The sequence below is a fragment of the Methylonatrum kenyense genome (genome assembly GCF_023195885.1).
Classification (GTDB): Bacteria; Pseudomonadota; Gammaproteobacteria; order Nitrococcales; family Aquisalimonadaceae; genus Methylonatrum; species Methylonatrum kenyense.
Window position 1 is genome coordinate 156,752 of record NZ_JALPKO010000006.1, and the last position, 22,055, is coordinate 178,806.

General features: G+C 63.2%; 21 protein-coding genes, 2 tRNA genes and 1 riboswitch. Of the genes, 22 read left to right on the forward strand and 1 reads right to left on the reverse strand.

Annotated features, from left to right (window positions below):
• The first annotated feature begins 17 nt into the window (after positions 1-17).
• The 17 genes from M0534_RS09020 to lolD all read left to right on the forward strand — a co-directional run bounded on the left by M0534_RS09020 (position 18) and on the right by lolD (position 16,005).
• On the forward strand, positions 18-1,268 hold the full coding sequence (locus M0534_RS09020; RefSeq protein WP_248568097.1) for an aspartate kinase: 1,251 nt from the start codon (positions 18-20) through the stop codon (positions 1,266-1,268).
• Between the two features lie 160 nt (positions 1,269-1,428).
• Positions 1,429-1,620 carry a carbon storage regulator CsrA gene (gene csrA, locus M0534_RS09025; RefSeq protein WP_248568098.1) on the forward strand — a complete coding sequence of 64 codons (192 nt, stop codon included), beginning with the start codon at positions 1,429-1,431 and terminating at the stop codon, positions 1,618-1,620.
• A gap of 72 nt (positions 1,621-1,692) precedes the next feature.
• Positions 1,693-1,783 (forward strand) — tRNA-Ser (locus M0534_RS09030).
• Positions 1,784-2,302: 519 nt separating this feature from the next.
• Positions 2,303-3,169, forward strand: coding sequence for a hypothetical protein (locus M0534_RS09035; protein ID WP_248568099.1), 867 nt, complete (start codon positions 2,303-2,305; stop codon positions 3,167-3,169).
• Between the two features lie 54 nt (positions 3,170-3,223).
• A tRNA-Arg gene (locus M0534_RS09040) sits at positions 3,224-3,300 on the forward strand.
• Positions 3,301-3,592: 292 nt separating this feature from the next.
• Positions 3,593-3,680: riboswitch (cyclic di-GMP riboswitch) on the forward strand.
• A gap of 144 nt (positions 3,681-3,824) precedes the next feature.
• Positions 3,825-6,473, forward strand: coding sequence for a bifunctional diguanylate cyclase/phosphodiesterase (locus M0534_RS09045; protein ID WP_248568100.1), 2,649 nt, complete (start codon positions 3,825-3,827; stop codon positions 6,471-6,473).
• Positions 6,427-6,576: a DUF2845 domain-containing protein gene (locus M0534_RS13805; RefSeq protein WP_428348633.1), complete on the forward strand. Its 150-nt coding sequence runs from the start codon at positions 6,427-6,429 to the stop codon at positions 6,574-6,576. Before M0534_RS09045 ends, M0534_RS13805 begins: the two co-directional genes overlap by 47 nt.
• 246 nt (positions 6,577-6,822) lie before the next feature.
• A complete protein-coding gene (locus M0534_RS09050; protein WP_248568101.1) occupies positions 6,823-7,818 on the forward strand; it encodes a zinc-dependent alcohol dehydrogenase family protein in 996 nt (331 codons plus the stop codon).
• A complete protein-coding gene (locus M0534_RS09055; protein WP_248568102.1) occupies positions 7,818-8,477 on the forward strand; it encodes an alpha/beta hydrolase in 660 nt (219 codons plus the stop codon). The genes M0534_RS09050 and M0534_RS09055 overlap by 1 nt, the downstream gene beginning before the upstream one ends.
• A 158-nt stretch (positions 8,478-8,635) precedes the next feature.
• A complete protein-coding gene (queC, locus tag M0534_RS09060) occupies positions 8,636-9,340 on the forward strand; it encodes a 7-cyano-7-deazaguanine synthase QueC (RefSeq protein ID WP_248568103.1) in 705 nt (234 codons plus the stop codon).
• Positions 9,337-9,957 (forward strand): 7-carboxy-7-deazaguanine synthase, encoded by a 621-nt coding sequence (gene queE, locus M0534_RS09065; protein ID WP_248568104.1) that lies wholly within the window; start codon positions 9,337-9,339, stop codon positions 9,955-9,957. The genes queC and queE overlap by 4 nt, the downstream gene beginning before the upstream one ends.
• The gene (locus M0534_RS09070; RefSeq protein WP_248568105.1) at positions 9,954-10,490 is read left to right on the forward strand and encodes a 6-carboxytetrahydropterin synthase; all 537 of its coding nucleotides are present in this window, start codon (positions 9,954-9,956) and stop codon (positions 10,488-10,490) included. Before queE ends, M0534_RS09070 begins: the two co-directional genes overlap by 4 nt.
• 64 nt (positions 10,491-10,554) lie before the next feature.
• Positions 10,555-11,493, forward strand: coding sequence for a transaldolase (gene tal, locus M0534_RS09075; RefSeq protein ID WP_248568106.1), 939 nt, complete (start codon positions 10,555-10,557; stop codon positions 11,491-11,493).
• A gap of 295 nt (positions 11,494-11,788) precedes the next feature.
• The gene (locus M0534_RS09080) at positions 11,789-13,252 is read left to right on the forward strand and encodes a sigma-54 interaction domain-containing protein (protein WP_248568107.1); all 1,464 of its coding nucleotides are present in this window, start codon (positions 11,789-11,791) and stop codon (positions 13,250-13,252) included.
• 58 nt (positions 13,253-13,310) lie between these two features.
• Complete coding sequence (gene sfsA, locus M0534_RS09085; RefSeq protein ID WP_248568152.1) at positions 13,311-14,024, forward strand: DNA/RNA nuclease SfsA; 714 nt, start codon at positions 13,311-13,313, stop codon at positions 14,022-14,024.
• A 48-nt stretch (positions 14,025-14,072) separates the two neighbouring features.
• Positions 14,073-15,320, forward strand: a complete 1,248-nt coding sequence (locus M0534_RS09090) for a lipoprotein-releasing ABC transporter permease subunit (RefSeq protein WP_248568108.1) — start codon at positions 14,073-14,075, stop codon at positions 15,318-15,320.
• Positions 15,313-16,005, forward strand: a complete 693-nt coding sequence (gene lolD, locus M0534_RS09095) for a lipoprotein-releasing ABC transporter ATP-binding protein LolD (RefSeq protein ID WP_248568109.1) — start codon at positions 15,313-15,315, stop codon at positions 16,003-16,005. Before M0534_RS09090 ends, lolD begins: the two co-directional genes overlap by 8 nt.
• A 5-nt stretch (positions 16,006-16,010) precedes the next feature.
• On the opposite strand, the gene M0534_RS09100 is transcribed toward lolD, so the two are convergent.
• On the reverse strand, positions 16,011-16,559 hold the full coding sequence (locus M0534_RS09100) for a DUF2062 domain-containing protein (RefSeq protein WP_248568110.1): 549 nt from the start codon (positions 16,557-16,559) through the stop codon (positions 16,011-16,013).
• A 250-nt stretch (positions 16,560-16,809) separates the two neighbouring features.
• Here M0534_RS09100 and M0534_RS09105 point away from each other — a divergent pair, with 250 nt between their 5' ends.
• The 5 genes from M0534_RS09105 to kdsB all read left to right on the forward strand — a co-directional run bounded on the left by M0534_RS09105 (position 16,810) and on the right by kdsB (position 21,998).
• On the forward strand, positions 16,810-19,011 hold the full coding sequence (locus M0534_RS09105) for a DNA internalization-related competence protein ComEC/Rec2 (RefSeq protein WP_248568111.1): 2,202 nt from the start codon (positions 16,810-16,812) through the stop codon (positions 19,009-19,011).
• Positions 19,012-19,144: 133 nt separating this feature from the next.
• Positions 19,145-19,777 (forward strand): MotA/TolQ/ExbB proton channel family protein, encoded by a 633-nt coding sequence (locus M0534_RS09110; RefSeq protein WP_248568112.1) that lies wholly within the window; start codon positions 19,145-19,147, stop codon positions 19,775-19,777.
• Positions 19,774-20,196 carry an ExbD/TolR family protein gene (locus tag M0534_RS09115; RefSeq protein WP_248568113.1) on the forward strand — a complete coding sequence of 141 codons (423 nt, stop codon included), beginning with the start codon at positions 19,774-19,776 and terminating at the stop codon, positions 20,194-20,196. The genes M0534_RS09110 and M0534_RS09115 overlap by 4 nt, the downstream gene beginning before the upstream one ends.
• 54 nt (positions 20,197-20,250) lie before the next feature.
• Complete coding sequence (gene lpxK, locus M0534_RS09120; RefSeq protein ID WP_248568114.1) at positions 20,251-21,240, forward strand: tetraacyldisaccharide 4'-kinase; 990 nt, start codon at positions 20,251-20,253, stop codon at positions 21,238-21,240.
• The gene (kdsB, locus tag M0534_RS09125) at positions 21,237-21,998 is read left to right on the forward strand and encodes a 3-deoxy-manno-octulosonate cytidylyltransferase (protein WP_248568115.1); all 762 of its coding nucleotides are present in this window, start codon (positions 21,237-21,239) and stop codon (positions 21,996-21,998) included. Before lpxK ends, kdsB begins: the two co-directional genes overlap by 4 nt.
• The last annotated feature ends 57 nt before the right edge of the window (positions 21,999-22,055 follow it).

Sequence of the window (22,055 nt, forward strand, 5' to 3'; positions counted from 1 at the left end):
ACGATGAATGGAATCACATGGCACTGATTGTTCAGAAATACGGTGGTACCTCGGTCGGCAGTCCCGAGCGCATCGAGCGGGTTGCCGAAAGGGTTATCACCGCGCGAGAGGCCGGCCACGACGTCATCGTCGTTGTCTCGGCGATGAGCGGTGAGACCAATCGGCTGCTGGAACTGGCGCGTTCACTGCACCCGTCGCCGCCGGCCCGGCTGTCCGATCTGCTGGTTTCCACCGGCGAGCAGGTAACCATTTCCCTGCTCGGCATGGCGCTGGAGAATCGCGGTTGCCCGACCCGGTGCTATACCGGTGCGCAGGTCCGCATTCTCACTGATAGCGCGCACAGCAAGGCGCGAATCCAGGAAATCGATGCCAAGGTGCTGACCGAGGACATGAAGGCCGGTCGAGTCGCGGTTGTAGCCGGTTTCCAGGGTGTCGATCCGACCGGTGCCATCACGACGTTGGGACGCGGCGGTTCCGACACCACGGCTGTCGCCCTTGCGGCGGCGCTGAAGGCCGATGAATGCCAGATTTACACTGATGTGGATGGCGTCTACACCACGGATCCGCGGGTGGTGGCGAAGGCCCGTCGGCTGAAGCGCATCACCTTCGAGGAAATGCTGGAAATGGCCAGTCTCGGCTCCAAGATCCTGCAGATCCGGGCCGTCGAATTCGCCGGCAAGTACCACGTGCCGCTGCGCGTGCTGTCCAGTTTCGAGGACGGCCCTGGCACCCTGATTACGTTTGAGGATGAAACCATGGAAGAACCGCTGATCTCTGGCATTGCGTTCCACCGCGACGAGGCCAAGCTTACAGTGCTGGGTGTGCCGGATCGTCCGGGGATTGCCGGCGCGATCCTGGGGCCGGTGTCGGACGCCAATATCGAAGTGGACATGATCGTTCAGAACATCAGCCAGTCGGGCGCCACCGACTTCACGTTCACGATCCACCGCAATGATTACGAGAAGGCGCTGCAGATTCTTGAAAAGACGTGCAACGATCTGGGCGCACGTGAGGTCTACGGAGACACGAAAATCGTCAAGCTGTCGCTTGTCGGGGTAGGGATGCGATCCCATGCGGGCGTTGCCAGCACGATGTTCAAGGCGCTGGCCGATGAGGGTATCAACATCCAGATGATTTCCACCTCCGAGATCAAGATCTCGGTGGTCATCGAAGAGAAATATCTGGAGCTTGGCGTCCGTGCACTGCATTCGGCGTTCGGCCTGGACGACGAATCCGCTCAGGTTCAGGTTGAAGGGCAGGGCAGCTGACAGCAGGTCCTGCGAGACAGAGTTGAAGTTGGGGCGGGAAGTGGTTCCCGCTCCGGGGTCTCACTGAGGCCGCGCGTTGGTACCAGGAAGGGGGGGCGCTGAACTTGAGCCGGTTTAGCGGTCTTAGAAAGGACACCTCGGGATTGAGGAGTAGGCAACGATGCTGATTTTGACCAGGCGCGTGGGAGAGACACTGATGATCGGCGACGAAATCACCGTCACCGTGCTTGGTGTGAAAGGAAACCAGGTGCGCATTGGCGTTAACGCCCCACGCGACGTTTCCGTGCACCGCGAAGAAATCTACGACCGTATCCGCGAAGAGGGCGGCGGCAATCCGGAGCAAAAGGACTAAGCCTCCCAGGGTTTACGCTGCAGGCCCGATCCACTATCCTTGCGGCCTTCGCTTCGGCGAGTACCAGATACCGGAGAGGTGGCCGAGCGGCTGAAGGCGCTCCCCTGCTAAGGGAGTATGGGTCAAAAGCCCATCGAGGGTTCGAATCCCTCCCTCTCCGCCATACAAATGAAAAGGGGGTGTCCGAATGGACACCCCCTTTTCATTTGTATGCGAAAAGAAGATTCGAACCCGAGATAATAAAAAAGTCGGGTTCGATTACCGAAGCGAAGCGCAGGGAAGTCGCAGGAGCGCAGCGACTGCGACAATCCCGACCCAACCGGTTGCCGTGACGCTCGGATCGAAGAGCACCGTACCTAATGGACCACGTTCGATTGCCGTAGCGAAGCGAAGGCAACCCCCGTCGCCGCGGAGAGGCGACGACCACCCCTCCCCAATCGGTTGCCGCAAACCCCTGCCGAAGCCACCTGCCGGGTATTTCCCGGCTGCCAGGGGCACGCGAAGCGTACGGAACCCAGTTGGCACCTGACTACTGGCTGGATGGCACCTGTCGAGCAACGATCAGACCCTGCCCGAAAACCTGATCGCAACCACATCCACCTGCGATCGCCCCACCTATACTCGCAGAACCTTCATCCAACATCGCTTTCAAAGCCAGAGACGCCGCCACGGATCCGCCGCCATGCGCCGATTTCATCCCTACGCCTTGTTGTTGATCCTGCTGCTGCCCCTGCAGGCGCAGGCGGCAGGCCTGATTGGTGACCGTGACAATTTCCTGGCCTGTCGCGAAGGCGATGAAGCGCTGTGCGACCCCGGTCTGCTCTCGGAAGCACAGCGGGAGACCGTCGAGAAAGCGGCCCAGCGGCGCAACGTGCAGGCCTGTATCCGAGGCACTGATGCCTGCCGTCGTGATCGCCTGACGGAGTCTCAGCGCTACGAGGTCGACGAAGAGCGGTATTCCATCAATTACAGCCTCTGCCTTGCCGGCGACTCCGCCTGCCGTTGGGAACAGCTTTCCAGCGCGCAATACCTGGAGGCCGAGGAGAGATCCGATAAACGCAACCTCGAATCCTGCATGGTCGGGGGACCCTGTGATTCCGATCGGCTCAGTGACCGGCAGCAGGCTGAAGTCGAGATCACCGTGCGCCAGCGCAATTTTCAGGACTGTGTGGCGCGTGCGCCGGAGTGTCAGCGAAGCGTGCTGACCGAGTCACAACGGAACGAGGTGGATCGACGGCTGGCGGAACGCAATTTCAATGCCTGTCTGCGGGACGACGGACGTTGCGACTACGGCGCCCTGAGTGACGATCAGCGTGCAGCGGTGGATCGTGCCGAACGGCGCGCCGCCCAGCAGGCGGCCGCGCCACAGGTGGTGTACGTGCAACCAAGGCAACCGCGCCTGCGAACCCACACCTATGTTGGCGTCAACGTCGGTCGCGGTTTCCGCCACCGCCGCGGCGTGACCACCGGATTCGGCATCGGCCGCAGCTTCGGTCACTCGCGGTTCCATCATGGTTGGCACGGACACTACCACCCGTTCTACTGGTAAGGAGTCGTTTGACTGTCCCCGGCAATTTATGGATACTCTCGGCCCTCAAACAACGCGCCCGTAGCTCAGCTGGATAGAGTACCTGGCTACGAACCAGGCGGTCGGAGGTTCGAATCCTTCCGGGCGCGCCATACGAAAGAAGGTCTGTACCGGACACATGGGTTACAGATCATACCGAGCACATCGGTAACACTTTTGGCCCGAAGGGATTCTCGGCGGGTTCGACGCGATCCGCGTCCTCGTCGAAGAATCCCAGGTCATATTGCATGAAGCTGACGCGCCAGATCCTGTCAGCGACCTCCCGAACGCCCACGTGCTGTCCTGCGAATACGGTGCTCAGGCTGAGAACCCTTCCGTCCTGATCCGCGACAGACCACGTGCCCGTTACATCGTGATAACACGCTCCCATTTTGCGATACTGGCGCCTGTTAAGGGCGACCCCGACCGAAAGGCGGGCACGCAAAATCACCGGCCTAAAGACCTTCGATTCTACGGCAGCGGGATTGCCGACAGGCGTTGCGGCGTACAAGGCCTGCCGTCAGTCCATCTCCCGTATCGAGTTCACAGGCCCTGGTTTGGCTCTCGGCGCTGTTTCTCGGGTCGGCCCAACCGTTCTCAGCTTGGGTCACGGATCCGACCGCCAGGGAGTAGCGCATTGGCTGATGAAACCTCGTTGCTGGAAGCACAACAGACCGTCCATGAGCTGATTGCGGAACGGACACCTCTTCCGCAGATGCTGGACAGCATCGCAAACTGGATCGGAATTCTGCTCCCGCAGGCCACTGTCGCCTTCATGCGTTACGATGCCGACGCCCACGCGCTGAGCTTGATTCCGAGCGCTCGGTTCTCGCAAACCTACACGCAACTTCTTCAACAGGTGCCCGTCGGACCGTTTCGGTCAGCCTCCTTCGGTGCCGCGGCCCATGACCGTCACCTGGTGGTGACGGATGACATCGCAACAGATCCGCGCTGGCTGCCATTTAGAGAAGGTGCGATGGCTGAGGGCTTTCGGTCCTGCTGGTCGAACCCGATTGTCGCACCGGACGGTGAATTGCTTGGGACCTTTGGCGCCTATTACGCAAGCCCGGCCTTGCCGACAAGTGCGGCAAAAAAGCGACTGAAACAGGCCTCCGCCCTGATTGGTCTGGCCCTGGTCCGCGACCGTGACAGTCAGCGTCACCAGGAGGCCACCGAGTGGCATCACTCATTGTTCGTGAATCATCCGGAAGGCGTTTATGACCTCGACCTGCAGGGGCGCTTTCAGCGATGCAATGCCGCATTGGAACGAATCACCGGCTACCGGGAAATCGAAATAATCGGCCGATATTTCAACGAGATTGTTGATCCGCGCTACCGGGAGATGACCCAGCGCTGCTTCGATGCCGTGTGTCGAGGAGAGGCGCCGACCTATGAAACGCAGTGCACGCATGCCGACGGCCACAGCTATATCCTGGAGGTCACCAAATTTCCCGTCACCATCGAAGACAAGGTGGTCGGGGTATCCGGAATCTGCCGTGACGTGACCGAACGCATGCGTCGCAACGAAGAGCTGCGCATACTGAAACGCGGGATCGATACGAGTCCCAGTGGCATGCTACTTGTTGATGCGCGCGAACCAGATATGCCCATCGTTTACGCCAATCCTGCGTTTACACAGATCACGGGCTACGCCCAGCAAGAAATTCTTGGCCGGAACTGTCGCTTTCTGCAGGGACCGGATAGCGACCCGGACGTTATTCAAGGGATTCGTCGTGCTATTCGGGCATTTCATGATGCCAGCGTCGTTCTGCTCAACAACCGGAAGGACGGCACGACATTCTGGAATCACTTGACCATCAGTCCTGTTTTCGATGACGACGGAATATGCACCCACTTCATCGGTATTCAGCAGGACGTCACCCGGCAGAAGGAACAGGAAGCCCATATTGCCTATCAGGCGACTCATGATCTGCTGACAGGATTGCCCAATTTCTCGGCGTTCTACGACCGTGTGGAAGAGGCAATGGAGCGGTTTCGCCAAGGTGCCGGGGCGGCCGCGGTTCTATCCCTCAACCTGGATGGTTTCAAAGCCATCAATGACGAGCTCGGCCACGACATAGGCAACGAGGTGCTTGCGGCCGTCGCACAACGGCTCGCGCCTTTGGCAGGACCCGATGACTTGGTGGCCCGTCTGGTGGGTGATGAGTTCGCCATCCTTCTGGTCAGTGACGTTGACCAGGAGCGCGTTGTCCGGTTGGCCAAACGAATTCTCGCAACCTTGGGCGAGCCGACTGAAGTGGCGGGATCTCCGATTCACCTGAGTGCGAGTATTGGTATTGCTTGTACGCGTCATTCCATGAGTGACGACTATGAACTGATGCAATGTGCGGATCTCGCCCTGGAGCAAGCCAAACGCCAGGGACGCAATACCTGGCAGTGGTACCGGAGCAGCCGCTCAGAGGGTATCCGCGAGAGCGTAGCGATGCGTCACGACCTGCACGCCGCACTGCGGGAAGAGCAGTTCGAGTTGCACTACCAACCTGTGGTCGATGCCTTGAGTGGCCGAATCCGTAGCGTGGAAGCACTGGTCCGGTGGCATCACCCAAAGCGTGGCGTGGTTTCGCCTGGCGTATTCATTCCCTTGGCGGAACGCACTGGTCAAATTGTCCCCCTGGGACGCTGGGTGCTACACCGGGCCTGCCGGGACATGATGGCGTTAAATTCCCGGCACGGGCGTACGCTGCCGGTGGCCGTGAACATCTCCTCACTTCAATTTGGTCGCGAGGGCTTCCTCGGGGATGTGCAGCGAACACTTGAGGAGACCGGCTTGTCCCCTCGCTTGCTGGAACTGGAAGTTACCGAGAGCGTCCTGATCGACGGGGCCGAGCCCGTTATCGACCTGATGAACGCACTTCGACGTATGGGGGTGAAAGCCGCTATCGATGACTTCGGAACCGGTTTCTCCAGCCTGAGCTACCTGAGGGACTTGCCCACTCACAAGGTGAAGCTCGATCAGAGTTTCGTCGCGAAGGCCTTAGATGATCGTCGTACGTCGGCAATCGTCCAGGGGGTTATCACCATGGCGCATCACATGGACATGGCCGTTGTCGCCGAGGGAATCGAAACCGATGAGGAATGCAACGATATGGTGCGACGGCAGTGTGACCTGCTGCAGGGTTATCTGTTTTCCCGCCCAGTGCCTTTAGGCGAGCTTGCTGGGTTGCCGGATGTCCTGCCTGTGACCCAATCCGCCCCGGTGTCACGTGGAAGGCATCCTCATGGTTCGCGAGGCATGGGGCACACCCACCAGGACCAATCGTACTAACTCGAGCAGTGGCATCCGGGAGCAGTGGATATATCGCTACGGCCCTGGGCGCGCGAACTACGTCTATCTAGAAAACGGCCGGGTGACCTCCATCCAGAACTAATCCGGTTGCCAGAAGCGGTTCTCGGATTGCCGGGTTATACCCCCGTCTCCACGGAGAACGGCCCTTTCGGCGCGGCCGCGCCGAAACCTGTTTGCCGCCCGATTCACCCCCCCCCCCCGATTACTGAGCGAGGTGTGTCACTCACGTATACTGGCACCCGTGGTTTCGGTTTCTGTGTACACGGAAACCTCGGACCTGCTCACGTCCGCGACTGCTGTTGCATCTGCAGAGAACAATGGAGTACGCATGCGCGCAATCGAGATTCGCGAGTTCGGTGATCCGTCCGTTCTTAGCCGGGCCGAGCGTCCGATGCCCAAGCCGGCGGCCGGCGAGGTGCTGGTGCGGATCGCCGCTGCCAGCGTCAACCCGATCGATACCAAGATTCGGCGCAATGGTCCGCCGATGGCACCTGAACTGCCGGGTGTGCTGGGTTGTGATTTCGCCGGCACCATCGAGGCCGTGGGTGACGGTGTCGATGACCTCTCCGTCGGGGATCAGGTTTACGGTTCACCCGGGGGCGTGCGCGGTACCTGCGGCGCCTACGCGGAATACGCGGCGGCTGACGCCCGCTGCCTGGCGCCCAAACCCGAAGCGCTGGATATGCGGCAGGCGGCAGCCATGCCGCTGGTCGGCATCACCGCCTGGGAGGGGCTGGTCATTCGTGGCGGCATCACGCCGGGGATGAACATCCTGATTCATGGCGGCGCCGGCGGTGTCGGTCATGCCGCGATCCAGATTGCCAAGGCCCATGGCGCCCGGGTGACGACCACGGTGTCGAGCCAACAGAAAGCGGACCTGGTGCGCGAGCTGGGTGCCGACGAGGTGGTGTTCTATCGCGAGGAAGCGGTGGAAGACTATGTCGAGCGGTTGACCCGCGGAGAGGGCTTCGACCTGGTGTTCGACGCCACCGGCGGCAGCGACCTGCCGACCTCGTTCAAGGCGGCGCGGCTCAACGGCCAGGTGGTGACCATCGTCTCGCAGTACCAGGCGGATCTGACCCTGATGCACCTGCGGGGCCTGACCCTGCACGTGGTGTTCATGATCATCCCGGTACTCTACAACCAGGGGCGCGCAGTGCATGGTGAAATCCTGCGCAATCTGTCGGCACTTGTGGAGCAGGGGCATTACAAGCCATTGCTCGATCCAACCCGCTTTACCCTGGAACAGGCCGCCGAGGCGCATCGCCGGCTAGAGGCGGGTGAGGCCCTCGGCAAGCTCGTCCTTGATGTGGATGTAAGCTGATGGCGGTGGCGCGACAGGGAAGGCCGCTGCTGCGAAAGCCCTCGGCGGCGGTTCGGCTGGGCGTTATTGCCTTTCACGATGCCGGTGCGGCACCCGAGCAGTTCGATGCAGCGTTTGATGCCTGGGCGACGGTTTTGCCGGATGCCGTTTTCTACGCGCCCCGTGCACCGATGCCCTGTCTTGCGACCATGCGCGGTTACCAGTGGTACGAGATAGAGGATATCGGTCCGGAAAACATCGAGCAGCGACTGGCCGAGGGCCAGGAACTGGTAGCGGGGCTGATTCAACGTTTCCAGGAGCAGTTCGGGCTGAGCCCGCAGAACACCATCGTCGCCGGATTCTCCCAGGGCGCAGTGCTGTTGACCGGCCTGCTGCAGGACGGCGAACCACCCTACGGCCAGTTGCTGAGTTTCAGCGGTCAACCGATTCCCGATGCGGCGCTGGATACGGCCGCTGTCAGCGACACGGAGCAGGCCCTGTTCCACGGCGCCGAGGATGACGTGGTGCCGCTGGCCTTCGCCGAGAACCTGTTCCGCTGGTTCGCTGATGCCGGCGGCAACCCCAGCCTGTATGTGGAAGAGCAGGGCGGCCACGATATCGGCGAGGGCAGCATCAGACGGGCCGCCGAGCAGCTCCAGCAGTACCGGGAGCGGCTGTAATTCGCGACGGCGGATGCAATACCGCCGAGCAGGCCTGATAAACTGGGGCCTCACTGAGTGATCCCCGCCTGCGTGCGAGCCCGGCTGCGTTCATCTGGCACGGCGTGACGGAGATCAATCCGTATTTCCCTGATTTTGCTTTGAGGACGGTTTGCCTGATGGGTTCCGAGGCCGCGCTGCTGCTTTTCTCCGGGGGACAGGACTCCGCCACCTGCCTGGCCTGGGCGTTGCAGCGGTTCGAGCGCGTCGACACCGTGGGCTTCAGCTACGGCCAGCGCCACCATGTGGAACTTGAGGCCCGCAAGCGCGTGCGCGGGGCCATGGCTGATGGCTTTCCGCAATGGGCGCCCCGCCTGGGGCAGGACCGGCTGCTGGACCTCGGCCTGCTGGGCGAGCTGGGCGGCAACAGCCTGACCGATGCGGCGGCCATCGGCGAGCGCCCGGACGGCCTGCCCGATACCTTCGTGCCCGGCCGCAACCTGCTGTTCCTTACCGCTGCCGCGGCACTGGCATCGCAGCGTGGCTGCCGTCACCTGGTTGCCGGTGTCTGCGAGACGGATTTTTCCGGCTATCCGGACTGCCGGGACGACACCGTGAAGGCCATGCAGGTCGCACTGAATCTGGGCATGAACGAGCGCTTCGTGATCCACACGCCGTTGATGTGGCGGGACAAGGCCCACACCTGGCAACTCGCCCATGCCCTGGGCGGCGATGCACTGATTGGACTGCTGCTGGAGGACACCCATAGCTGTTATCTGGGCGAACGCCGGCAACGCCACCCCTGGGGCTATGGCTGCGGCAATTGCCCGGCCTGCGAGTTGCGTGCTGCGGGCTGGCAACGCTGGCAGGACGAACTGGCGTGACCTACACGGTGCATTCGCTGTTCCACACCCTGCAGGGCGAGGGCGTGATGACCGGTCGCTCGGCGGTGTTCCTGCGCTTCGCCGGTTGCAACCTCTGGAGCGGACGGGAAGAGCACCGAGCGTCCGCCATCTGCCGGTTCTGCGATACCGAATTCGTTGGCGGCGCCAAGTATGCCATCGCGGAGGCCCTGGCAGCCGAGGCGCGCGCGGTCTGGGACAGGGCGGTCAGCGATGCGGGTAAGCCGTATATTGTCTGCACCGGCGGCGAACCGCTGCTGCAACTGGACGCCGAACTGACTGAAGCGCTGCATGAAGCCGGGTTTACCATTGCCGTGGAAACCAATGGCACCCTGCCGGCGCCGCCGGGGGTCGACTGGCTTTGCGTTTCGCCGAAGGCCGGTGCCGAGTTGGTGCAGCGTTCCGGCGATGAATTGAAACTGGTCTGGCCGCAGCAGGGGATCGACCCGGCCGAGCTGGAAGAACTGGCATTCGAGCATTTCCTGCTGCAGCCGATGGATGGTCACGAAGGCGCGACCCGGCTGTGCCTGGACTGGTGCCTGGCCCATCCCCGCTGGCGTCTGTCGCTGCAAACCCACAAGATTCTGGATATCCCATGAGCACTGTCTACCGCATCAGCCGCCGCATCGCCATCGACGCCGGCCACCGCATCGCCTCCCATGGCTCCAAATGCCGGCACCTGCACGGCCACCGCTATGAGATCGAGGCCTGGTGTCGTGCCAGCCGCCTGCACCAGGCCGGCGAACAGGCGGGCATGGTGCTGGATTTTGGCTTTCTGAAAGAGGAAATGCTGGCACTGATCGATGCCGCCTGCGATCACGGCTTCATCGCCCATGTGGAAGACGAGGAATTGCTGCGCATGTTCTGCCCCGAGGACGAGGATATCGCGACCTGGCTTCGGGGCATGCGCGACCGTGTGGAACGGGACGGTTTTCTCTTGTGTCACGACACCCGGTTGCAGACACGTTTGTATGTGATGGCCGAGCCGCCTACTGCCGAGGGGCTGGCCAGCCACTGGTTCCGGCGGCTGGCAGAGCGTGTCCGTGTCCGCAGCGACGGTATCGCCGAGCTGGAACGGATCCGGGTCTGGGAAACCCCCAATTGCTGGGCCGAACACGGCATTGCGGGGTGATGATTACCCATGCGTCTTGTACGGTAACCGGAAAATACTCACGCGGATCAACGAGGGACGGTCAATGACGGACGACCTGCTGTCACAGCTCAAGCAGATGACCACCGTGGTGGCGGACACCGGTGACCTGGAGGCAATCCGCCGCTTCTCGCCGCAGGACGCCACCACCAATCCGTCACTGCTACTGCAGGTGGCCCAGCGTGAAGATCGACGTGCCCGGCTGGCCGAGATCGCGCGCCAGGCCAGCGACATCGACGATGCCCTGGATGCCGTGGCCGTGGAGGTCGGCAGCGAGATCACCGGCCTGGTGCCAGGCTACGTCTCCACCGAGGTCAGCGCCCGGCATTCCTTTGATACCGATGCCACGATTGCCCGCGCGCGCTCGCTGATCGAACGTTATGATCGCCACGGCGTGGGTCCCGAGCGCATCCTGATCAAAGTGGCCGCTACCTGGGAGGGGATTCGCGCGGCCAGCCAACTGGAGCGCGAGGGCATTCACGCGAATCTGACATTGCTGTTCAGTTTCACCCAGGCCCGCGCCTGCGCCGACGCCGGCGTGACCCTGGTCTCGCCCTTCGTCGGACGCATCCTCGACTGGCACAAGGCGCGAGATCCGGAGGCCGACTTCAGCGGCGACCGGGATCCGGGCGTGCAGTCGGTCCGGCGCATCTACGACTATTTCAAGGCAAACGGCTACCAGACCATCGTCATGGGCGCCAGTTTCCGCAACAGCGGGGAAGTACTGGCGCTGGCCGGCTGCGACCGGCTGACGATCTCCCCGGCGCTGCTCGGCGAGCTGACGGCGGCCCGCGGCACGCTGGAGCGGCGTCTGACGCCCGGGCGGGCCGGCAACGCGGCGCCGCCCCCCCAGGACGAGGCAGAATTTCGCTGGGCTCTGAACGAGGATGCCATGGCCACCGAGAAGCTCGCAGAGGGCATCCGCAAGTTCACCGAGGACCAACGCAAACTGGAGGCCCTGCTTGGCGAACTGCGGAGGCATTGAGGCGCTCCATCCGATTGATTATCGCCCCGTGCCCCTAGGTGACCCGGTCCAGCCTTTCCCACCGCAAGTCCGAACACCAAACCTCCCTTTCAGTTGGTTGAGGCCATCTTGGGGATTCTCCGCCGCTAGCGTCAGAACAATGTTTCTGGGCGACTCTATTCGACAACGGATACGTTCCTTCACTGGAGTGAAGTCAGATATTTGACGGCCCCATGGCGATCAGGAATAGTACCGAAAAGCAATACCACTTTTGGCGAAAGTGTTGAACAGAAAGCGGGTACACGGGGTCGATCGGATGGCAAAGGTGGTGGCGTTCGCGGGATCCGAGCAGCGTGCGGCGGCGATGCATGCGGTGTTCTGTTTTCTGCAGCATGATTGCGAAGCGTTCAGCTGCCTGGATGCGCTATGCCAGCATTTGCAGGACAGCGAACGCGCCCCGGATATGACACTCCTCTGGGCCGATGGCAGCCCTGGTGACCTGGATGCTGCCGTATCCGTGATGCTGGACAGTTCCCCACAGTCACCGTTCTTTATCGTCACAGGACAGAACGCAGGCATTGCAGCGCGCTATGCCGATGACGGCTGTCTCGGTCAGCTGGATTTCCCGCTCGAGCAGCAACAGTGCGTCGGTGCCATCGAGCGCGCACTGCGCCAAGCCCCCATCGCCGGGCTGTCAAGGAACAACGCGACCACCGAGCGCCGGGCCGCGGAACCTCCGGGTTTCCCGCGGCTGATTGGCAGCAGCCGGCCGATGGCGGTGGTCCGCCGGCTGGTGCAACAGGTGGCTGCCACCGAGGCCACGGTGCTGATTCGCGGGGAATCCGGCACCGGTAAAGAGGTGGTGGCGCGCAATATCCACATGCGTTCCGATCGAAAGCACAAGCCGTTCGTGCCGATCAACTGCGGCGCCACCCCGGCGGACCTGTTGGAAAGCGAACTATTCGGCCATGAGAAAGACGCCTTCAGCGGTGCCTTCACGGCCCGCCAGGGCCGCTTCGAGATGGCTCAGGGCGGTACGCTTTTCCTGGATGAAATCGGCGACATGAGCCTTCACATGCAGGCCAAGTTGCTGCGGGCACTGCAGGAACGCACCTTTGAGCGCGTTGGCGGCAACAAGCCGATTCGGACCGATGCACGTATTGTGGCGGCGACCCATCGGGACCTGGAAAAGCAGATCGAAGACGGGCAGTTCCGCGAGGACCTGTTCTATCGCCTGAACGTTTTTCCGATCGACATGCCGCCGCTGCGTGAACGCCCCAGCGACATTCCGGAACTGGCGGAAAATCTGTTGCAGCGGCTGGATGCCGACGGCCGCGGGCGGGTCAAGCTCAGCCAGCGCGCGCTGGCCGCATTGGGGCAGTACGACTGGCCCGGCAACGTCCGGGAACTGAGCAACCTGATGGAGCGGCTGGTTATCGTTGCCGAATCCAGTTCCGTGTGCGCTAGAGATTTGCCGCCGCAGTTCCAGACCGCCAGCCTGGAAGAGATCATGGCGGATCTCGATGCCTCGCTGGATGACGATTCCCTGGCAGTCATGCCCGGCGCTGCGACGCTGCCGTCGGTGGACTGGGACAACGGCGGTATCGACCTCAAGCAGATGCTTGGCGACATGGAAGTCCGCCTGATCCGCGAGGCGCTCAGCGCAGCCAACGGCGTCGTCGCCCATGCCGCCAAGCTGCTGAACCTGCGGCGCACGACCCTGGTAGAAAAACTCCGCAAATACGATATCTCCCGCGAAAAAGACGAAAGCGTGGCATAGAGCCTGCCTCGGTGTGGAGTCTCATGAGGTTGTCCCCGGTTAGCCCCAGGACGCAATGATGTTTTTCGAGACACCGCTGCTCGCCGGCCACCTGATTCGTCGATACAAGCGATTCCTGGCAGACGTCAGGCTGGACAACGGCACGACGCTGACCTGTCATTGTCCCAACACCGGATCCATGCTCGGCTGCGCGACGCCGGGCGCGCGGATATGGTTGAGTACCTCGGACAATCCGCGGCGCAAGTACGCCCACACCTGGGAACTGGTGGAGGCGGACAATGGCGTGCTCACCGGCATCCATACCGGTCGCGCCAACGCCCTGGTGGCGGAAGCACTGGAAAACGGCGCGTTGCCAGCCGTTGCCGGGCTGCATCAGATCAAGCCTGAGGCTCGCCAACCCGGTGGCCGCAGCCGCATCGACTTTCGGCTCGCGTTCCGGGACGATCGCGCCGACTGCTTCCTGGAAGTCAAGAACGTCACCGCCGCGGTAAACGACGGGGTCGCGCTGTTTCCGGACGCGGTCAGCGAACGGGGCACGCGGCATCTGGAGGCGTTGATGCAGCTGCGTGAAGAAGGTTATGGCGCGATGCTGGTATTCTGCGTCCAGCGTGGGGATGTGCAGGAGGTGCGTCCCGCGGACAGTATCGATCCTGTCTATGGCGCGGCCCTGCGGCAGGCGATCGCCGCCGGTGTCATGGTGGGGGCACTCGGTGCCCGGGTCAGCCCGCAGGAAATTCGTTTGTGCAGGCCGCTGCCGGTGGTCTGCCCCTGACCGCAGGCGGTTGGGCTCGCGCCACATGACCGCCGGAGATCCGACTGCATGTTCAAACCCCTGGAAGTGTTCATCGGCTTGCGCTACACCCGCGCCAAGCGACGCAACCAGTTTGTTTCCTTCATATCTCTCAGTTCGATGCTCGGCATCGCGCTCGGGGTTACCGCCTTGATCACCGTGCTGTCGGTCATGAACGGTTTCGAAAAGGAATTGCGGGAACGCATCCTCGGCATGGTCGCGCACGGCTCGGTCACCGAGGCCGGCGGACGCCTGCGGGACTGGCCCCGGCTGGCCGACGAGGTGGAGGCTCACCCGCGCGTGGAAGCCTCGGCGCCTTTTATCGACGGCGAAGTGATGATCACCCGTGGCAGCGAGGTCAGTGGCACGATGATTCGCGGCATTGATCCGCAACGGGAGGGCGATGTCGCACGGGTGATGGACCATATCGTGACGGGTTCGGCCGACGACCTCGAGTCCGGTGCCTTCCGGGTGATTCTGGGCAGCGCCCTGGCGCGGATGATGCGGGTCGAGGTCGGTGACATGGTGACCCTGGTCACGCCCGAGGCACGCGCCACGGTTGCCGGTATTGTCCCCCGCATCAAGCGCTTCGAGGTGGCCGGTACGTTCCACATCGGCATGTACGAATACGACCGCGGTCTGGCGATGATTCACATCGACGACGCGGCGACCATCTTCCGCATGGGCGACCAGATCAGCGGGCTGCGCCTGCAGTTCGACGACATGATGGCCGCACCGCGGCTGTCGCGGGAATTGAGCCTGACCCTCGACGGAGATTACCGGGTCCGGGACTGGACCCAGGAACATGCCAACTTCTTCCGTGCGGTGCAGACCGAGAAAACCGTGATGTTCGTGATCCTGACGCTGATCATCGCGGTGGCTGCGTTCAACATCGTCTCCACCCTGGTCATGGTGGTAAACGAGAAAAAGGCGGATATCGCCATTCTGAGAACCCTCGGCGCCGAGCAGGGCGCGATCCTGCGGATCTTCGTCATCCAGGGCGCCATCATCGGCTTCTTCGGCACCCTGCTGGGCACCGCCGGCGGGATTGCCCTGGCGCTCAATGTCGAGAACATCGTGCCGGCCATTGAGAGCCTGCTGGATCAGGAGTTCCTGGCGGCGGACGTGTACTACATCAGCGATTTGCCCAGTGAGCTGCGCTGGCCGGACGTATTCCGCATCTCCGGCGTCGCGCTGGTGCTGTCATTGCTGGCGACGTTGTATCCGGCATGGCGCGCCTCGCGCACCGAACCGGCGGAGGCCCTGCGCTATGAGTAACGCCGACGACAACATCATTCTCAGCTGCCGCAACGTCAGCCGTCGCTTCAGCGACGGTCGCCTGTCGGTGGACGTATTGCAGGACGTCAACCTGGACGTGGCGCGTCAGGAGCAGTTGGCGATTGTCGGCCGCTCCGGTTCCGGCAAGAGCACCCTGATGCATCTGCTCGGTGGTCTGGACAGGCCCACCGAAGGCGATGTCCGCTTGATGGGGCGATCTCTCAGCAAGCTCGGCAGTCGTCAGTTGAGCGCCATGCGCAATCGCCACCTGGGGTTCATCTACCAGTTCCATCACCTGCTGCCGGAATTCACGGCATTGGAGAACGTGGCCATGCCACTGCTGATCCGACGCCAGCCCGTCAACGAAGCGCGAAACGCGGCCGAGCGTATCCTGCAGCGGGTTGGTCTGGGCGAACGCCTGACGCACAAACCCGGCGAACTCTCCGGCGGAGAGCGCCAGCGTACGGCCATTGCCCGGGCCCTTGTCACGCGCCCGGACTGCGTGCTCGCGGACGAGCCGACCGGTAATCTGGACAGCCAGACGGCCGAGGATGTGTTCGACCTGCTTCAGGAACTGAACCGGGAGGAGGGCACCAGCCTGGTGATGGTGACGCATGACCGGAACATCGCCGCGCGCATGGACCGCACGCTGACGATGATGGACGGGCATCTGAAACCCGGTTAACCGGGTTACTTCCCGGTGCGCTGTTCTTTTTCGGCATTCCGTCGCTGCCGCAGTCGCCGAAGTCTGAGCCGCTGGCGCAGATGTAGCCGCCAGACCAGATGCACGAAACCATAGGCGGCCATTGCAGCAATCGCGCCGCAGATAATGCTACCCAGCAGCAGGGGCTGCCAGATGGCATGGAACTCGGTCCAGAACCAGTGCAGCGTCGGCTCGAAGCCGCGCTCCCGATCGCCGCGGCCCAACATCCAGCTACCGATCCGGTAATTGAAAAACAGCAACGGTGCCATGGTCAGTGGATTGGAAATCCACACCGCCAGCACCGATACCGGAAGGTTGAGCCGTAGCAGGATTGCCAGGAAGGCGGCGGCCAGCATCTGGAAAGGCATGGGCTGAAAGGCGAGAAACACACCGATGCCGAAGCCTCCGGCGACCGGATGCCGGTTCAGATGCCAGAGCCGGGAGTCCTGCAGGCGGTTGCCGAACATGCGCACGGACTGGTGCTCACGCAGCTTTCGCGAACTGGGCAGGTAACGTCGGATCAGGTGTTTCGGCATCGTCCAGTCGCTCTCCGGCGGACCCTCGTGGTGACCGGAACAGGCTCATGGGTGTTCAGCGGCAAAACGCTGTCGCATTCCCGCGCCTGCAGCCGTGCGTCAGCGTACCCCCGGGGCGGCGGGATTGTCTCAGCAGATCCCTGCCAGCGCCACTCCAGCGCGCAACTTTTCTACACTGATTCGAGGGACAACATGAACGTTGCCCCCGGATACCTGGCCCGATTCTGCCAGGCTACGGCCAGGGACGGTCATGCCTGCCTTGCTGCTTGCCTTCGCTACCGGCCTGCTCCTGGTGCACCTGTTGCCGGTGCTGCCATCGCCATGGATTGGTGCAGGCCTGTTACCATTGCTGCCATTCCGGCATCACCGGGTGATTCGGCTTTCGATGGCGGTGTTGGCCGGACTTTTTGCCGGCATCCTGGTGCTGCAACCACAGGTCGCGGCCTGGCAGATTCCCGCCTCGCAATGGGGCGGTTCGGCTGTCAGTGGCAGTGTTGTCAGTATCCCACGACTGCGCGGCGAATCGCTGGAGTTTCAGTTTCGACCGGACCGCACCGCAGTGACGCCGGAGCGTGCGCGGATTCTTGTCCGCTGGTATCGCCCCTCCGTCGATGTCCCGGCAGGGTCCCGTTGGCAACTGGACCTGCGCACGCGTTCCACCGCCGCGCCACGGAATCCGGGCGGCGTCGATATGGAGCGCTACTGGCGTTCACAACGGTTGGCGGCCATCGGCTCGGTACAGACCAACTCCGACAACCGCCAATTGGCACCACCTCGTGGGCTGCACGCCTGGCGCCAGCAACTCGGCGAAACGCTGCGACACCGCATCAGTCGGACGGACGGCAGCGCCCTGGCGGTTGCCCTGCTGGTCGGTGACCGCCAGCACCTGTCGCCTGACCTGCGTGAGACCCTGATCGTCACCGGCACTGCCCATCTGATCGCGATCTCCGGCCTGCACGTCGGCCTGGTGGCAGCCGCGGTCTGGGCCGTGGCCGCCGCGCTCTGGCGCTTCCTGCCAGTGTTGCCGGGCAGGGTCCCGTGCCACCTCGCAGGTGTTCCCCCGGCCCTGCTGGCTGCGGGCGGGTATGCGGCCCTGGCAGGCTTTGCCCTGCCCACGCAGCGCGCGCTGATCATGCTCTGCCTGGCCATGCTGCTGCTTGCCGCACGCCGTTTGCGCGCGAGCTGGGCGATCCTCTTGACGGCATTCTGTCTGGTCCTACTGTTGGACCCCCTCGCGCCACTCAGCCCCGGCCTCTGGCTGTCCTTCGGCGCGGTACTCAGCCTCTATCTGCTGCTTGCCGACCGACCGCTGCCGCCAACGGCATGGCAACAGTTCCTGCGCGTGCAGGTCGCGCTCCTGTTCGCCTTGCTGCCTCTGACCCTGTTCTGGTTCGGGCGCATTGCCTGGCTGTCGCCGCTCGCCAACCTTGTGGCCGTGCCGCTTGTGGGCGGCCTGGTGGTGCCGTTGTTGATGCTTGGCGCCGCGCTCGGCCTGATCTGGGACGCCGGCGGCACCTTTCTGCTGCAATGGGGCGCGTGGCTGCTGGAACTGCTGGTGTCCACGCTAACAATGTTGCAGGGCTGGTCGCCCGCGGAACGGCGACCTGGACCGCCCGCATGGTTGCTGCTGCTGGCATTGCCAACTGCGCTCGCGCTGCTGCTGCCGTTGGGGCTGGTCCGCCGTCTCGCCTTGCTGCTGATCCTGGCCGTGCCTGTCAGCTGGCAGGCACCGGCGCCGCCATCGGGCCAAGCCCGCGTTACCGTGCTGGATCTCGGACATGCGCACGCGAGCATTGTCCGCACACGTCGCCATGCATTGCTTTTCGATGCGGGGCATCGACATCAGGCGGTCATTCTGCGGAGTGCGCTTCGGCAGCAGGGCATTTCCGCCCTGGACCGTCTGGTCGTCAGCAATCAGCGCGCCGGCAGCGAAGGTGGTCGCGAGCGGCTGACCCTGCCGGTGGAATCCGGCGTCGGCCATGGTTTCGACCGGGCCTGTGGCGAGGTTGATGCCTGGCACTGGGATGGCGTGGATTTCCGTTTTCTTGACCCTGGCGCGGGGAATGATTGCCTGCTCCGGGTCACGGCAAGCGGGGAGCGTCTGCTGCTGGCGCACGGCACAGAGCAACCCATCACGAGCCATGTTCATTCCCTGGCTGCACCCCGGATCGACTGGCTGGTGCTTCCGGCCCACGGTCATCGACAGGGTTTGCCGCAAGGTGGGGAAACCGGCCTGTCACCGATCGCTGCCATCGTTCCCGTGGACAAGCGCAATCGGTTCGGACTACCGCACGCCGAAGTTCGGGAACACTGGCAGGCCCGCGGCTCCCGCTTGCTGACAACCGGCGAGCGCGGCGCCATCACGCTGCAGCTGGGATCCGGGCGGACCGTCCGCGCCAGTCGCGACGCGGACCGCGCCTGGTGGCGGTCGCGGTCAGGGCAACCGGAGTGAGCCGATCCTGCCAAGACCGCGGGCTCCGCGCAGCATGCGCCACGGCCCGCGCAGATCTGTGACCTCATCAGCGTTTCCCTTTCCGAAGATGCGTATCATCTGCCTCAGGCAATTCGGGGACGAGGAGACCTCTGTGTGGGAACTGATCGCCGCAGGCGGCTGGTTGATGGTACCAATCCTGATCTGTTCGGTGTTCGCCATGGCCATCATCGGCGAACGGTTCTGGACGCTGCAAAGTCATCGCATCATCCCCAGGCACCTGGTAGCCCGTAGCTGGAGTCTCGTTCGCGACCGGAAGGTGAACTCCGACGAGGTCCTGCGCCTGCGCGAGGACTCGCCGCTGGGACGGGTACTCGCCGCAGGCCTGGTGCACATGCACCAGAGCCGCGAAGTGATGATGGAGGCCATCGAGGACGCCGGCCGCCACGAAGCTCACGGCCTGGAACGTTTCCTGAACAGTCTCGGTACGATTGCCGCGGTAACGCCATTGCTCGGGCTGCTGGGCACCGTGATCGGCATGATCAAGGTCTTTAGCGCCATCACCACACAGGGCGTGGGCAACGCGCCGGCACTGGCGGGTGGCATCTCCGAAGCCCTGATAACGACCGCGGCCGGATTGACCGTGGCAATCCCGTCGCTGATCGCCTATCGCTACTTCAGTGGCCTGGTCGACAAGTACGTCGTTGCCATGGAACAGGATGCGCTGAAACTGGTGGAGGCAATGCAGGCCCAGCGCCCGGCAGCGGGGCAGGGTGGGGCGCGGTGAACCTGCGGGGACGCCGGAACCGGGAACCGGAAATCAACCTGACTCCACTGATCGATGTGGTTTTTCTGATGTTGATCTTCTTCATGGTCAGCACCACCTTCCAGCATGACGCCGATCTGTCGATCCAACTGCCCGAGGCCGGCATTGAAACGGGTCCCCGCGAGGCCACGACCATGCATCTCAGCATCAGCGCCGACGGTGAATACGCCCTGGATGGACGCATTCTTGCCGACGGCAGCCGCGAGACGATTGTTCGCGCCCTAGAGCAGGCCAGGGAAGAAGATCCCGAGCGGCATCTGATCGTCCGTGCCGATGCCCGCACGCCACACCAGAACGTTGTCCGTGCGATGGAGGCAGCGGGTCTGGCGTCGATCTCCCGCCTGTCGTTTGCAACCCTGCAAGGCGATGGCTCCGAGTAGGCTGTCGAAGCGGAGAAGCGCGACCGTGGCCGCAGCCCAGGGAAATTGTGCGGCATGACGGGCATCCCGGATTTCTGGCTGAGACGGGGGCTTGCGGCTTACCTGCTGTGGCCGCTGGCACTGCTGTTCCGGGCTGTCGTCGGCCTGCGTCGCCTTGGCTTCCAGTCAGGGCTGTTCCGTTCCCAACGCCTTCCGGTGCCCGTGATCGTGGTCGGCAACATCTTTGTCGGTGGCACCGGCAAGACACCCCTGGTGCTCTGGCTGGCGGAAACGCTCCGCGCACGCGGTCGACGGCCGGGCATCGTGACCCGCGGTTACGGCGGCAGCGCCAGCAGCTGGCCGCAAGCGGTTACGGCACAGAGCGACCCAGCGCAGGTTGGTGACGAGCCCGTACTGCTGGCCCGCCGCAGCAGTTGTCCGGTCATGGCCGGACCGGACCGGGTCGGCTCGGGCCTGGCGCTGATCGAACACCACGGCTGTGATTGCCTGATTTCCGACGACGGCCTGCAGCACTATGCGCTGCAGCGTGATCTCGAAATCGTGGTGATTGACGGCAAGCGCGGTCTGGGAAACGGTTTCCTAATGCCGGCCGGGCCGCTGCGGGAGCCGCCTGCCAGACTGCGCTCCGTGAACCTGCTGTTGTCCAATGGCGGACCATCCGCGTGGACCGCGCACCATTTCAGCCTGCGGCTGGATAGCGCCCGCCAGCTCGTGGACGGCGGAACAGGCCGTGCGCTGACTGATTTCGCCGGACAGGAGGTGCATGCGGTGAGTGGAATCGGCAATCCCCAGCGATTCTTCGACGCCCTCCGTACCAGCGGCATAAAGGTCATTCCGCATGCGTTTCCCGACCATCACCCGTTCCGCTCGGCCGATCTGGAGTTTGCCGACGGGCATCCGGTACTGATGACAGAGAAGGACGCGGTAAAATGCGAGCCGTTCGCCAAGGCCCATTACTGGGTGGTGCCTGCCCGGACCGAGCTTTCCACGTCAACCCGGCAGACCCTCGAGGCCTGCCTCGAGCATTGCCTGAGCAGCCGATGACCGAATTCCTGACTGTGATACCCGCCCGCTATCAGTCCTCGCGTTTTCCCGGCAAACCGCTCGCCGTGCTGGCCGGAAAGCCGATGGTGCAGCATGTCTGGGAGAAGGCCCGTGCCAGTGGCGCCAGTCGCGTGCTGGTTGCGACCGATGACGACAGGATCAGGGCGGCCTGTGAGAGCTTTGGCGCCGACGTCATGCGGACAGCGGCCCACCACCGTTCAGGCACGGACCGTCTCGCGGAAGTGGTCGAGCGGCTGGCGCTGCCGGATTCGACCATTGTGGTGAACCTCCAGGGTGATGAACCACTGATGCCGCCGGGTCACATCCGTCGCGTGGCGGATCTCCTGGTGGAGCACAACGATGCCGAGATGAGCACCTTGCTGCTGCCCATGCAGGGACCGGTAACGAACTCCTCCGCCAACACGGTCAAGGCAGTCACCGACCGCCGCGGCTACGCCCTGTACTTCAGCAGGGCACCGATTCCCTGGCCGCGGGAGCTCGCCGGAACTGACAAGCCCGCGACGCCGAGCTGGCATCGGCACCTCGGTATCTACGGCTACCGAGCCGGATTTCTGCGGCGTTACCCGGACCTGGCCGTGTCCGAACTGGAGCGTCTCGAATCGCTGGAACAGTTGCGTGCGCTGGATCATGGCATCCGTATAATCACCGGGACCGTCGCCCAGGATGGCGGGCCGGGCATCGACACACCCGAGGACCTGCATCGGGCTCAGGTTCTTCTGACAACTGCCGATACCTAGGTGTGGCGTCCGCCACCCGGATCCACGATCTGCCCGGATCGGCCCGTTCCCGCAATG

What these genes read in the sequence shown, in the direction of transcription:
- M0534_RS09020 (WP_248568097.1), top strand. Translation starts at nt 18, where the DNA reads ATGGCACTGATTGTTCAGAAATACGGTGGTACCTCGGTCGGCAGTCCC.
- csrA (WP_248568098.1), top strand. Translation starts at nt 1,429, where the DNA reads ATGCTGATTTTGACCAGGCGCGTGGGAGAGACACTGATGATCGGCGAC.
- M0534_RS09035 (WP_248568099.1), top strand. Translation starts at nt 2,303, where the DNA reads ATGCGCCGATTTCATCCCTACGCCTTGTTGTTGATCCTGCTGCTGCCC.
- M0534_RS13805 (WP_428348633.1), top strand. Translation starts at nt 6,427, where the DNA reads ATGGTTCGCGAGGCATGGGGCACACCCACCAGGACCAATCGTACTAAC.
- M0534_RS09050 (WP_248568101.1), top strand. Translation starts at nt 6,823, where the DNA reads ATGCGCGCAATCGAGATTCGCGAGTTCGGTGATCCGTCCGTTCTTAGC.
- M0534_RS09055 (WP_248568102.1), top strand. Translation starts at nt 7,818, where the DNA reads ATGGCGGTGGCGCGACAGGGAAGGCCGCTGCTGCGAAAGCCCTCGGCG.
- queC (WP_248568103.1), top strand. Translation starts at nt 8,636, where the DNA reads ATGGGTTCCGAGGCCGCGCTGCTGCTTTTCTCCGGGGGACAGGACTCC.
- M0534_RS09070 (WP_248568105.1), top strand. Translation starts at nt 9,954, where the DNA reads ATGAGCACTGTCTACCGCATCAGCCGCCGCATCGCCATCGACGCCGGC.
- tal (WP_248568106.1), top strand. Translation starts at nt 10,555, where the DNA reads ATGACGGACGACCTGCTGTCACAGCTCAAGCAGATGACCACCGTGGTG.
- M0534_RS09080 (WP_248568107.1), top strand. Translation starts at nt 11,789, where the DNA reads ATGGCAAAGGTGGTGGCGTTCGCGGGATCCGAGCAGCGTGCGGCGGCG.
- sfsA (WP_248568152.1), top strand. Translation starts at nt 13,311, where the DNA reads ATGTTTTTCGAGACACCGCTGCTCGCCGGCCACCTGATTCGTCGATAC.
- M0534_RS09090 (WP_248568108.1), top strand. Translation starts at nt 14,073, where the DNA reads ATGTTCAAACCCCTGGAAGTGTTCATCGGCTTGCGCTACACCCGCGCC.
- lolD (WP_248568109.1), top strand. Translation starts at nt 15,313, where the DNA reads ATGAGTAACGCCGACGACAACATCATTCTCAGCTGCCGCAACGTCAGC.
- M0534_RS09100 (WP_248568110.1), bottom strand. Translation starts at nt 16,559, where the DNA reads ATGCCGAAACACCTGATCCGACGTTACCTGCCCAGTTCGCGAAAGCTG.
- M0534_RS09105 (WP_248568111.1), top strand. Translation starts at nt 16,810, where the DNA reads ATGCCTGCCTTGCTGCTTGCCTTCGCTACCGGCCTGCTCCTGGTGCAC.
- lpxK (WP_248568114.1), top strand. Translation starts at nt 20,251, where the DNA reads ATGACGGGCATCCCGGATTTCTGGCTGAGACGGGGGCTTGCGGCTTAC.
- kdsB (WP_248568115.1), top strand. Translation starts at nt 21,237, where the DNA reads ATGACCGAATTCCTGACTGTGATACCCGCCCGCTATCAGTCCTCGCGT.